This window comes from Vibrio sp. S9_S30 (assembly GCF_014694455.1).
GTDB lineage: Bacteria > Pseudomonadota > Gammaproteobacteria > Enterobacterales > Vibrionaceae > Vibrio.
This window is the reverse complement of sequence record NZ_JAAUWT010000037.1, coordinates 1-13008: the sequence shown is the minus strand read 5'-3', so window position 1 is coordinate 13008 and position 13008 is coordinate 1. Positions and strand designations below refer to the sequence as shown.

Below are 13008 nucleotides of genomic sequence, written 5' to 3'. Positions count from 1 at the left end.
TGATTGTATTGCTTCCAGTTGGTGGTTTTGTAACAAGGTTTAGGCATTGGGCTACGAGGTGAAGTGAATGTAGCTGATCAGATCGTAGGTTATTGATTTAGTTCCAATGAATTACGCAACAAAGCCGCGTACAGGGCAGTGGGGTTGAAGCTCCTGCAGCCGACAAAAAAGAGAAACATGGCTGGAATACCTAGTCGAAGACCCGTGGCCGTTTCATGCTAGGAACCCTAGTAGCAGTAGCGGCGTTTGGACTCTATATGCAGCAGCCATCTGCGGCACTAGCAAATGACACCAAGGGTGTTGCGAGTTTCGTGAAGTGCTCTGGTAGCCTGAATGCAGGTACCCTGAACGAGCAAGCATGCCGGAACTACTTTGAGCACGATCTAAAAGACCGTATCGCTGAAACTGATAACCTTCCGAAAATTGTTCCAATCGAGATTATCGGCGGTACATACCAAGCAGCTCAAAAGGGACTGGTTGCCAATGAGAGCATAAAAATGTGTGGGGCAAATGCTAAAAATTTATGCAACTAGTTTCATTTCATCCCCGACCACGTTCACCATTTCACCATCTATAGTCACGCCAGGATACCAACGTCTAAAAATCGATTTTAAGTCTCCGTTGAGTACTGCTGTCCTCGTTTGCAAAAGACAATGGGCACCCTCATGCGTCCATTGCATTTGCTGCTTTTTGACCATGCGTTTGGCGACTACTTCATTGATCGTTGATTCTACAAAGGCTGTCGATATGGTTTCATTATAGCGGTACCGCTCCCCATAGTTGGGGATCATGGCCTGATTATTTTCGATGTATGTAACCATCTCAGTCAGATGCTGGTAAAACTTTTCTCGCTTTTTATAGGTGAGTGTTTCGTCAAAGCAAAGTTCACTGCAGCATTCAAGCTTATACAATGCTTTTTCTGTATTCCCGTGCCAAAGATACTACTTGGTACTTTCAATATCATCCTTCATCAACGACCCCGCTTCCGGATCCGATTTTTTCATGCCATTAGCACATTGCTCTAATACTGTTAGGCGCATCGTCACATGAAACCAGTCGAGAAGATGGGATGATTCCGGATACATGCAATATTGTAGATCCTTCAAATTATCAGCACCATCAGATAAAAAAGTGATTTACTGGTTGGCTTGCATGCCTTGCTCTGACAACACACTCATCACCCGCCTTCTTGGTTTCTTGTCGATTTTCTGGACCCAGCCAAAGCGTTTTGTCGCGGCTTGTTTCGACATGGACTTACCAGCGATCACTTCAAAATTCGTTTTTTTATCATGCCAGTTTCGTACGTAGCCGCCATCAATGCCCACCACCATAGGTTTATTTGGTTTGCCCAATTCGTCCCATTCATAAGGGCAACCTAAAAGGTACTCCGGTTTATTTTCCAGCTCCTTATCCTGACGTTTAGCAACGTCATGTAAATGATTACGGATGGTTGAACCATTGAGTGACTCGCCGATCGGGAGGATATCTTTCAGTAACTCAGCCGTCAGGCCATAAGCCATTAACGATCCCCATTTTGTCTCAATATACTTTAACTCCGGGCTATTATGTTCTGGGATCCAGGATGTTAACAGGCTCACTGTTTTAGTGGCAGCACCTTCACACTCACAACAATAGACACGCTTGCAGGGGATAGAGATGATCCCGAACAGCGTCCGGTACTGGATGCTATGAAAACCTTTAGTTCGTCTATGTTTATGGCAATGCGGACAATTTGTATGCGCTGCGGTATATTGCTCCGCCTGGTGGCAAACGATCTTTTTCTGAAGTGTTTTCAGCAATGACTGCGATTCATGTATCGATAAGCCAATGTCACGCCGATTATCTGCTGACTTGTTTAATTCGATAATGTCTTCTGTTCTGGTTTCACCGTTTTCATCTTTGATGACTATCTGAATGCTCAATTGCATGTCGTTCCCCCTTAATCACTCCAAAAGCGTTTAAATCGATCTGCTGCCAGTTGGGTGTATTTCACCGTATGTTGAATATTTTTATGGCCCAGATAGAGCTGAATAGCGCGTGTATCCTGCCCATCGTTAGCCAACTTGAACCCCGTAGGATGGCGTAACATATGAGGGTGAACAGGTAATCCCAAATCGGCTTTATCTCCTGCTCGAGCTACAATCTTTCGGAACATTGAATCCGTCATCGGACTTTTTCTCTCTGATAAAAAACGTAAGGTGTTTCGGGATAGGTCTTAGCCATTTTACGCAGAGCCCTCAGCTCCGACCCCCATAACGGGTGAGTACTGGGAATGCCATGCTTCCTTTGATTAACGTGAAGTAAACCCAGATTAAGGTTTACTTGATCCCATTGAAGGGAAATCAATTCTGAAACGCGAAGGCCATGACGAAAAGCCAGCAAAATCATTGTCTCATTACGATGGCCATGTCGCCCGATCTGCCTAGCGGAGGCCATTAATAGATCAATCTTATAGGGCGTAAGATACTCCCGATTGCGTCTAGATTGATTGGTCGGTTTCAGAGGTGGTTTGTTCATCGTGATCTAAGCTCATCAAGCAGACTTTCCCTAAAAGGGTTGGCAAGCTAGGTAAACGCATGGAGCCAGAACCCTTGTAAATACTCATATTAGTATAGCCAACATTCCCATAAAGGCGCACTTTAGGGAATGTCCATCACGCGTAACCATCAGCCAAACACGTCATGTAAAGACGGTTTTTCTGTCTCTAATTTGACCATATCATGATTCACTTGATTGCGATTAAAGCGCACCGCATTTAACGCCTCGACGTAAGGGCGAAGCGCTCCGACCGTCGTAGTTTTGTTGCTTTTTGTAACGGCTTTCAATAGTGAACCGATCACCGACATCAAATTTGAAGTCATCAATGTACACTTTGTAAGCATTGTCACCGAATGATAAGCCTCCACTATAGCTGATACCATAATCTTTGCCATAGATATGAAATTGATGAAGGTGCTCATCATCCCAGCCCTGGGTAATTTGGATGATATAATGCAGACTAGCCAATGAGGTATTGCCGGCAATTCGAAGTCGGCGCCATATCATCGGGCTCACTCCATGCAGCGCCACTTTGATGGAATAGATTTTCATTGTTAGAAATATCCTGGATAAGACATGTACTGAGTATCTCTGACAATATGTTAAGCGGGAAGTCTACAAGGAAATGCCCCACTCATTTTTATGCTCTCATGGCCTAGGGACCACAGATGAAAACGATCAGGTGACTAATACCTTGTAGCTACACATACAATAGGCTTGTCTGGGCAGCAGCCAGAAACCAGAAACGTACGAAGAGCGTGTGATCCCAGCTGCCTTGGTAAAGTGAGGTCGAAAAATTTACGACACTTCTAGTGTTGAGGTGTGTGATTCAACAAATGAGATCAGATCGTTGACTGTGGTGAAGTCATTAATGGTTTTATCGGCTGTGCCAAACTCAATACCTAAGTGCTCTGTGACTCGGGTCAGTAAAATGATCTTGTTTAATGAATCGATATTAAGTTTATCTTTTAGCTCAAAGTCATTTTGGATCTCGTCTCCACGTAGTGATGAACGATTCATTTCTTCAATAAAGCTAATTACCAATGTTCTAGCTGTTGCTGCGTTACTCATGTTATTTCATGCTCCTTGTATCTTTTGTTAGTCTAGGTGTAACAACGTTAGTCTTCATCAACCAACCAATAGCGTTTCTTCTCAAATGGATAGTTGGGTAAAGTATGTTTTTCAAAAGCCTTGAGAGGATAGTAGTTTTGCCAGTTAATTTGCGCGCCTTTGTCGATAATCGTGGCAAGCAAGGACCACAGTTCGGTGGTAGTAAACCGTTCGCTGGCACAGACATACACATCATCTGTGAGGTTATGTAAAGGACGATTGCGATAAATTATCGGGCCTTCACTTGCGAGGTGTAGATCTTGCTCAATGGTCACTTCACCCATCTGAGAAAAGCTATGAGTTTGTGCGTGGTTTAAATTACCGTGATGTATATGTAGTTCTTTTTCCAGCGTACTGAGCCACTGTTGCGAGGGGACATCTTCCAACAACAGTTGCGCATATAGACCGATCCCCTCACCAAGAAATGATGCCATCTTTATTCCCCAGTGCTTTAACTGCTCATACAATGCCAGTTCAAATACCAACAATTTCGCCACGTGCTGTGCAAAGGGGGCCGTGGAGTCATTTATTAGAGTGAGCGCTGCACTGTCCATCCAGCGTTGATAGGCATCTGTAAAACATTGGCAGCGCATGTCAGCGGCCAGTGTAGCTAATTGGCTGGCATGAACGAATTCTGTGGGGTTACATATATACTGGATTGGTTTATCAAATGTCGTTCCGCGCCGCTCGCTGGACGCCGCGATCTTGGTCAAGGCTTGTTCGCGCCACTGCCCTATACTCATATCCCGGTCAATCACCACTGTATTACGTATTGGTAAATGTGCACGGCTGGTGTTGATGTTGTAGGCGAGGGCACACAGTGGCAAAGGTCGTTCATCGTTTGCGATACACTCGATATATTCGACGAGCTGTGTTTTCGTTTTGGCTGACAAACACAGCACATCTTGTGCAGGTTCAACCAGGTTGTTGTCATTGGATGCTGTCGCGTCGGTGGTGGGGAGATCGCTGAGAATGGCAAATACATTGGTGCCCCCCACACCCAAACAGTTCAGCCCGGCGTAGCGCCGCTGTTGTTCGGGTTCCCACATTTCATAGTCGAGTGCCATTTTAAAGGGGGATTGTGGCAATTTTAATTTCGGGTTGGGTGCGCGAAAATTAATAGTGGGCACAAGCCGACGATGTTTTATCATCAGCGCAAGTTTGATGAGGCTGGCAAGTCCAGCCGCCTGCTCTAAATGACCTATATTCGGTTTGACGCTACCGATATGACAAAATTGTTTTTTATCGGTATCCAGTGAAAATGCCTTTTCGAGCGAGCGGATCTCCAGTGGGTCGCCTATTTTGGTCGCAGTGCCATGGCATTCAATATAACTGAGCTGATCCGCACTGATCCCCGCCAATGCAATAGCTTTAACCATGGCCTTGGCTTGACCTGGCACACTGGAAGCGGTAAACCCAAACTTTCCAGCCCCATCATTATTGACCGCGGTTGACTTGAGCAGTGCATAAATATGATCGCCATCGGTCAGTGCGTCTTGATAACGTTTGAGTACCACAGCGCCTGAGCCACTGCCAAAAATGGTGCCATCGGCGTCGTCTGAAAATGTTCTACAGCGACCGGTTGGTGAGTAGATCATACTTTCTGCGGCATTGTAGCCACGTTCTTGTGGTAGTCTGATACAGCTGGCTGCGGCGATACCGATATCGATTTCTCCGCTCAGTAATGCGCTTCTTGCCAAGTGAACTGCAACCATGGAGCTTGAGCAGGCTGTTTGCACGGAGAGACTGGGGCCTTGTAAATTTAATTTGTAGGATACCCGTGTCGCAAGAAAATCTTTATCGTTGAGTAATTGTAACAAGCTGCCGGTATCACTATTGCCCTTAAAGTGCTTTGCCGCTTCTTGATAAAGATAGCTACGGGTGATCCCACCACCAGTTGCATAGACACCTGTTTCTCTCTGCTGCGCTGTTTGCAAAGCGCCGCCATCTTCTAAAGCGTGATAGATAATTTCAAGCAAGATCCGCTGTTGTGGGTCCATTAACTTTGCTTCTGCTGCTGGGATCCCAAAAAAGCGCGCATCAAACTTGTCGATATCGGCAAGGGGGGTATATGCTTTGACGTAACTGGGTTGCTCAAATTCGCTGTCGCTGACACCTGCGTTGCGTAATTGCGCGTCGGATAATCTTGCTATGGACTCCCGTCCCTGTGCTAAGTTTTGCCAAAACTGAGCCGGAGAACTTGCCTCAGGAAATCGGCAAGCGAGCCCGACAATTGCTATATCATCTGTAGCCATCATGTATTTTTACTTCTACGTTTATATATCTGAGTCACGCTAGATATGAACAGCTGAAATACCATAGCGAGCACCAAAATGATGGCGCATATAGCCAATGTGTTGCTATGATCTTATATGTCAGTGTCTAGCTCGATTACCGTGTTTGATTCTTTATGGCTTTTAGTTCTTCGCTGAGGGCGTCATGTGTCCCCTCAGGTTGACCTGATAAGCCCAGCGCATAGGCCGCAGCGAGATCATCTATGGTAACGACACTGGTGATGGCAACCAATTCCTCGAATGGGTCAACTTCATAGCGCGCTTCTAGATTGCTGATCAGTTCGGCCAAATCCAGAGACGTTAATGACAATTCAGAAAATGCTGTAGCGCTTTCCAGTTGTGTGATCGGCAGCGACTTTTCAGACAGTATTGTGGCCACCTCTTGGATAATACTATCCAACACCTCATTTTTAACTTGTTGTGTGTCTAGCATGTAAAACCTCCATCTATGACGATGTTTTGCCCGGTGATAAAATGCCCCTCAGTTGCTAAAAATAGCACCAACTTGGCAATCTCACTCTGTGTACCTAAGCGCCCTAGCGGTGTACGGCGCTCAATTTTACCTAAAATGTCATCTGACAGATCTTTCACCATGTCACTGGCAAAATAGCCCGGAGAGACAGAGTTGACACGGATCCCTTTTCTGCCTAGCTCCTTCGCTAAGCTTCTGGTCATGCCATCCATTGCCGCTTTTGTGGCACTGTAAATTGAAACACCTGGTAAACCTCTTACGCCCATGATGGAAGAGATATTAATGATAAACCCATCGCGGTTTTGCAAGAGCTTCTTAGAAACTAATTTTGATAGATAGATCTGTGCTTTGAGGTTCACATCCAACGCCCGGTCAATGTCAGACGTACGCATTGTGCTGAGCACCCCATCCGCACCAATGGCGGCATTGTTGACCAGGCCAACAATATTTCCGAGTCGTTGCTGAGCTTCTTTGAGAAACTCGGTTAGAGCCTGATAGTCACTGCCATCAACCGACTTCCAAAAAAAGCGTGGATCATCTGCAAGTGCTGTTACATGCTCAGTACTGCCTCTTGAAAATGTCGCAACGGTATATCCTTGCTGCAAAAATTGGGACGCGATTTCGAACCCCAACCCTCGGCTTCCACCGCTGATCACAATTGTACCCTTTTTATTTTCCACTGGTTTGTGTTCCTTGTATCTTATTGATTTTTTTAAACCTTTCGCTATGATACTGCTCATTTACAAATTCGAAGTGTCTTGGGATTTTGTAGGGGGCTAAGGTTCGCTTACAGATATCTAAAATATGTTTTTTTGCCGGCTTCGGATCGACTTCTTCATCAGTGTAAATTGTCGCAGCGACAATTTTTCCGGTGATCGGGCTCTTTTTCCCCCAGACTGATGAATTCTTTACAAATGGAATTTGTAATAGGAAGGCTTCAATTTCGGCCGGAAATACCTTTTCACCCGCGACATTTATCACTGTGCTCTGGCGCCCCAGAATGCGAATATAGTCCCCCTGTTGCTCCACCAAATCCCCAGTGCACAGCCACCCATCATTCAATGGCGCATGATCTTGGTTGAGGTAACCAAGCATCGCCGTTGGCGATTTGACCCACAACACGCCATCCAGCACTTTGTAGTCGGTTTTTTTTATTTTTAGCCACAGTGAGTTGCCTGCCTTCGACTCTGTGGGTAAGACCCCCAGCTCGCTCATACCATATGTTTGTTTTAGCGCGACATGCGGCAACGCTTGTTGCAGCAAGTCGAGTGTTGCTTGTGGCATGACTTCTGAGCCATATGCAATCACGGTAAGTGAACTTAGATCTACGCGTTGATAGCTGCGGTTGATCAACACCATGTTGAGAAAAGTCGGCGTAGTGGGTAATACATTGATACGATGTTTTTCAATGGCCTGACACACATCTTCAGGGGTGCGTTTAGTCATGCTGACCAAGGTGCATCCTGTCATTAGGCACTGCATCAAGACATCAAAGCCGCCAATGTGATCAAAAAACAAAAAGCCTGCGATGGTGGAGGTGGGGTGCTCTTTGTGAACTTGATAGCGCTGCAAAAGCTTGTCTAAGCTGAGTAAAATGGCTTTGGGTGTACCTGTGCTGCCTGAGCTGTATAAGATCAGTCCGGACTCTCCCAATGTATTCAGTTGCTTTAATAATGCAGGCTTGGTGGTTGCAAAGGGGGCTATCGTGCTGCAGCACATGATGTCGTCGCGTGTGTCACACAGTAAATCTGGATGAACCGTGTCAATGATCGTGTCTACATGCGTTGCATCGCTATTAAATAATGGCACGATTGTACATTGCTTGATATAGGCACAAAGCATCAACCCCAACGTCGTTGCGTTAAATAATCCATTGATGACAATGATACTGTGTTCTGTGATCGACTCATTGGTCAGCCAATTTTGAGCGCTTTGGGCAATCGCATCAAAGGTAATGCATTTATCTTCTTCAACAACCGCGAGGGTCTCATCGAACTGTTTTACGCGATCCAAAATCCATGTTCTATCCACTGGGTTAGCTTCCTTTTTTGGTTGCTCATATTTTGTCAAATAGCTTGTCGCCACTGACATAAACAGGTGCTATTACGCCGATCGCCACGCGTGACGAAACACCTTTGATAGCATGGCGGCAAGCCTACAAGGTGATAGGGGATCAGCATCAAGTGACCTCAAAACACAGGCGATGCTTATGGAATTATAATCGCAGAAATACCGCCCAGTTTAAAGGGATCTTAAATTATTATTTGTCTAGGCACTCAGGGTGTGGTTATTTTCTGATGTATGACAATCAGCACACCAACGGCGTATCTTCAGCCGTGTAATTGAATGATGAAAAACATTGTAAACATTGATAAATAACATGTAAAGCATGTATTGAGTCACAGAGTGAAAGGGGAGGGGTGGGCGATGTTTGCAGAAATTTGTCTATTTATTGGCCTAGTTAACAGTGTGCACAGGCACCTAAAAAGTGACTGTGCACAACTGGATAGTGTTAGGTTATGTCGCCTTACTCAACTTAAGCAATAGCGTATGACCCTCTACATCATAACGCGCAACCGTGTCATCAGATGCGATATCGCGCTTTTCAAAGCTCAATGCCAATGTCTCCGATGAGATGGTGTCTGTATGTGCAGCGATAGCGGCGTCGAGTGCTTGATCACATGCATATTTGACATGAATACGGTCTTCGATCTTAAAATCAAGCTGCTTACGTGTTTTTTGAACACGATTAACGATTTCACGGGCCAGACCCTCAGCCAATAACTCCTCGTTGAGTTTACAGTCTAGTTCAATGGAAATATAGCTATCAGAAATGACTTCTGAGCCTTCTTTTGGTTCACGGAAAGTGAGGATTTCTTCTTTGTCGAAGCGAATGCCCTCAAGTTCAATGCTGCCGTCTTTCTCTAATTGACGTAACTGCTCACCAGTGAGTGCCTCAATAAGCGTTTTATATTGCTTAAATGATTTACCCAATTTTTTGCCCAGCAAAGGTGAATTTGGCTTGGCGTAGAAATTGATAAAGGAGTCTTCGTCTTCACTATAGACGACTGATTTTACATTCAGCTCTGTTTGTAAGTAAGACTCTAACTTCTTGATCTCTTGAAGGAGACCTGTATCGCGATGGATCACTGTTAGGCTCATTAGAGGGATTTTGGTCTTGATCCGCTCTTTATTACGCTTTTGACGACCTAGCAACACGACGTTTTGCAATAGCGCAAGTGCATCTTCAAGCTCTGGCTGAATGAGTGCTTCATCCACGGCTGGATATACACATAAGTGCACTGACTCAGGTTGCTCTCCACGATCTTGTATGGCTAGCATCTCTTGATAGATATGCTCTGACAAGAACGGCGCAAACGGTGCCATGGCCAAGCTCAATTCATAGATACAGGTGTACAGCGTCTGATATGCACATGCCTTGTCTTCAGTCAGTGTTTCAGCCCAAAAGCGCGAGCGATTAAGGCGGATATACCAGTTAGTTAATTGCTCAATAAACTCAAACAACACTGGAATAACGTTGTATAGCTGATAGTTTTCGATCTCCGTGGTGACCTTTAACTTCAATGTTTGCAGCTTTGACAGTATCCAATGATCCAACGGATTGGTTATTGTGTGCGCGGTATTTGACGGTTTCCAACCATCGATATCTATATAAGTTTTCAGGAATTTAAAGGCATTCCACCAAGGCAGCAAGGCACGACGAACGGTCAGTTTCACACCTTCGTTTGAAAAGTGTTGTGGTTCGCCTTTTACCAAACCTGAGTTGATTAAATATAAGCGTAGAGCATCGGCACCAAACTCTTCCATGATGTCATCTGGCTGAGTGTAGTTGCGCAAGCGCTTCGACATTTTCTTGCCATCTTCTGCCATCACGATGCCATTAACAATGACGTTCTTAAATGCGGGCTTGTCGTGTAAAGCCTGACTTAATACCAATAGGGTATAAAACCAACCGCGTGTTTGGTCCAGTCCCTCGGCAATGAATTCAGCTGGAAAGCTGGACTCGAAAAGAGACTGATTTTCGAACGGGTAGTGGAGCTGAGCATACGGCATCGCGCCTGACTCAAACCAACAATCGAGCACTTCCTCAATCCGCTGATAAGTGCCTTCTTCACCTGCCACACTGAAAGAAATATCATCGACGTAGTCACGGTGTAAGTCATCGACACGGATCCCTGAATAGCGCTCTAATTCCTCGATTGAACCAATACATAAATAGTTGCCAGTAACGTCGTTGCGCCACAGCGGAATCGGTGTTCCCCAGTATCTGTTTCGCGAGACTGCCCAGTCAATGGCGCCAGCCAACCAGTTCCCCATCCGACCTTCTTTAATATATTCAGGTACCCAGTTGATCTGTTGATTCAATGCCACGAGCTTGTCGCGCATCTGCTCTACTTTGACATACCATGATGGAATAGAGCGGTAGATGATCGGCGTGTCAGAACGCGGGCAGAACGGGTAGCTGTGCACTATGGTGGTGTGGCTGTACAGGTGGCCTGTTTCTTTTAAGTGGCGAATGATTTTCTTATCCGCTTCTTTGACGTGCATTCCGCTAAAGTCCGTCACTTCTTCGGTAAACTCGCCAACCATATTCAAAGGACACACAACGACCTGAATATTTGCCTCTTTCATGACGCGGTTATCGTCTTCACCAAATGCTGGTGCGATATGTACGATACCCGTACCACTGTCCATGGTGACATAATCGTCAGCAAGGACAACAAATGCGCCTTCATTCTTTAGTTCTTTGAAATAATCAAAGAGCGGCTCATAGCGTTTTCCGACCAATTCCGCGCCTGTATATTCTTGCACTACAGTTAAGTTTTTCCCTTTACCTATGGCTTCAAGGCGCGCTTTGGCAATAATAAAGTGTATATCTTTATCTTCATCTAACACTTTTATGTAGTCGGCATCGGCTTTGACGCACAGTCCCAAGTTGGAAGGCAAAGTCCAAGGTGTGGTGGTCCACGCTGCGATATAGCAGTCTTCGTCTTCTAATTTGAACAACACTTCAAGTGCAGGATCTTGCACATCTTTGTAGTTAGAGCCCGCTTCGAAGTTAGATAAAACGGTGCCTAAAGTGGTAGAAAACGGCACAACTTTGACGCCTTGGGTGATAAGCTCTTTTTCCCAAAGTTGTTTGAACACCCACCATACAGACTCCATGTACCAAGGTTCCATGGTTCTGTAATCATTATCAAAATCAACCCAGCGGCCAATGCGTGTAACGGTAGAGCGCCACTCTTTAGTATAGCGTTGAACGATACCTCGACACTCATCATTGTATGCTTTGATCCCTAAGGTCTCAACGGCCTCTTTGGCTGATATACCCAAGGTTTTATCGGTTTCATGTTCAATTGGTAGGCCATGACAATCCCAGCCAAAACGGCGTTGGACGTAATAACCTTTCATCGTAAAGTAGCGAGGGATAATATCTTTAATGGTGGATGCCAGCAGATGCCCATGGTGTGGTTTACCAGTTGCAAATGGAGGTCCATCGTAAAATGCATAGGGTGGATTGTTGGCTGTTTGACGAAGAGATTTCTGAAAAATATCCTGTTTTTCCCAAAAATCAAGGACTTTTCGTTCCGCATCAACAAAGGAAAATGTATTCTGATCTGTATCGAGAGTATTGCCGTTCATTCTGCCAAAGTAACCTTTAATTAGAGTTCATTATGCTGTAGCGATAAGCTGATATTTCATCATACCATAAATTCAACAACGTAAAAGGCTTACGGTACTTATGGGATTATACCAATTAGAGTAAAAATATGATCTAATTGAGGCTATCTAAAACAAACCTATTATCACCATGGAAAGCCTCAATAATATTGACTTCAAAAAGCTTGCTAACCAGCAAAAATCTATGCAAATGAAAATGCGCTTCTTGACCTTGGCACATTTCAAAGACGGAGTGTCTAGAACTCAAATTGCCAAATATCTTCAAGTAAGTAGAACCAGTGTGAATAAATGGGTTCAAATCTTCCTAGAAGAAGGTATCGATGGTTTCCAAGAAAAGCCACGCACTGGTCGACCCCCATTTTTAACGTCAGCTCAACGTGAACAACTCAGCCAATACATCAAAGAGGAAGCTGAAAACTCATCAGGTGGTCGACTGACTGGCAATGATATACACGCTTACATCATTGATAATTTCGACAAGCACTATCACCCAAACTCTATCTATTACTTGCTCAAACATATGGGCTTTTCTTGGATAACTTCACGCTCAAAACACCCTAAACAATCCCCACAAGCTCAGGACGATTTTAAAAAAATTCAAAATTGAAACGATCCTCAAGATCCCAGGCCACATAGGGCTTGAGCACGTTGATGTCTGGTTTCAGGATGAAGCTAGATTCGGTCAGCAAAACACAACAACACGCCTTTGGGCAGAGCGGGGTACTCGACCTAGAGTGGTGAAACAACAGCAATTTGAATACGCCTAACCTGAGTTCTGGATAAGGAAATTCGTTAGGAAGGAACTAATGGCTCGTTCCGAGATCAGATCATTGACTAAATATATAAGATCTCAAAGGAACGAGCATGGATAAGTTAATAGAAACATTTTGT

The 13008-nt window shown here is 44.9% G+C and carries 10 protein-coding genes and 2 pseudogenes; 2 read left to right on the top strand and 10 right to left on the bottom strand.

Features of this window, described 5'->3' with window-relative positions:
* Window positions 1–257: 257 nt before the first annotated feature.
* Entirely contained in the window at window positions 258–533 is a 276-nt protein-coding gene (locus tag HC752_RS22955) for a hypothetical protein (RefSeq protein ID WP_190337529.1), read from the top strand.
* Here the strand turns inward: HC752_RS22955 and HC752_RS22950 are convergent.
* The 10 genes and pseudogenes from HC752_RS22950 to ileS all read right to left on the bottom strand — a co-directional run bounded on the left by HC752_RS22950 (window position 522) and on the right by ileS (window position 12078).
* A pseudogene (locus tag HC752_RS22950) lies at window positions 522–1928 on the bottom strand (ISKra4 family transposase). The gene HC752_RS22955 and the pseudogene HC752_RS22950 overlap by 12 nt on opposite strands.
* Before the next feature lie 11 nt (window positions 1929–1939).
* Window positions 1940–2436, bottom strand: a pseudogene (locus HC752_RS24860) (tyrosine-type recombinase/integrase).
* A 43-nt stretch (window positions 2437–2479) separates the two neighbouring features.
* Window positions 2480–2605: a hypothetical protein gene (locus tag HC752_RS25185; protein ID WP_274602164.1), complete on the bottom strand. Its 126-nt coding sequence runs from the start codon at window positions 2603–2605 to the stop codon at window positions 2480–2482.
* A gap of 134 nt (window positions 2606–2739) precedes the next feature.
* Window positions 2740–3090: a plasmid pRiA4b ORF-3 family protein gene (locus HC752_RS22935; RefSeq protein ID WP_202987915.1), complete on the bottom strand. Its 351-nt coding sequence runs from the start codon at window positions 3088–3090 to the stop codon at window positions 2740–2742.
* Between the two features lie 246 nt (window positions 3091–3336).
* The gene (locus HC752_RS22930) at window positions 3337–3609 is read right to left on the bottom strand and encodes an acyl carrier protein (protein WP_190337526.1); all 273 of its coding nucleotides are present in this window, start codon (window positions 3607–3609) and stop codon (window positions 3337–3339) included.
* Window positions 3610–3656: 47 nt separating this feature from the next.
* A complete protein-coding gene (locus HC752_RS22925) occupies window positions 3657–5906 on the bottom strand; it encodes a beta-ketoacyl synthase N-terminal-like domain-containing protein (RefSeq protein ID WP_190337525.1) in 2250 nt (749 codons plus the stop codon).
* A 133-nt stretch (window positions 5907–6039) separates the two neighbouring features.
* Window positions 6040–6375, bottom strand: coding sequence for a phosphopantetheine-binding protein (locus tag HC752_RS22920; protein WP_190337524.1), 336 nt, complete (start codon window positions 6373–6375; stop codon window positions 6040–6042).
* On the bottom strand, window positions 6369–7094 hold the full coding sequence (locus tag HC752_RS22915; protein ID WP_190337523.1) for an SDR family oxidoreductase: 726 nt from the start codon (window positions 7092–7094) through the stop codon (window positions 6369–6371). The genes HC752_RS22920 and HC752_RS22915 overlap by 7 nt, the downstream gene beginning before the upstream one ends.
* Window positions 7084–8445, bottom strand: coding sequence for an AMP-binding protein (locus tag HC752_RS22910; protein WP_190337522.1), 1362 nt, complete (start codon window positions 8443–8445; stop codon window positions 7084–7086). Before HC752_RS22910 ends, HC752_RS22915 begins: the two co-directional genes overlap by 11 nt.
* Before the next feature lie 486 nt (window positions 8446–8931).
* The gene (ileS, locus tag HC752_RS22905; protein ID WP_190337521.1) at window positions 8932–12078 is read right to left on the bottom strand and encodes an isoleucine--tRNA ligase; all 3147 of its coding nucleotides are present in this window, start codon (window positions 12076–12078) and stop codon (window positions 8932–8934) included.
* Between the two features lie 223 nt (window positions 12079–12301).
* Here ileS and HC752_RS22900 point away from each other — a divergent pair, with 223 nt between their 5' ends.
* Window positions 12302–12724: an IS630 family transposase gene (locus HC752_RS22900; protein WP_190337520.1), complete on the top strand. Its 423-nt coding sequence runs from the start codon at window positions 12302–12304 to the stop codon at window positions 12722–12724.
* Window positions 12725–13008: the final 284 nt, after the last annotated feature.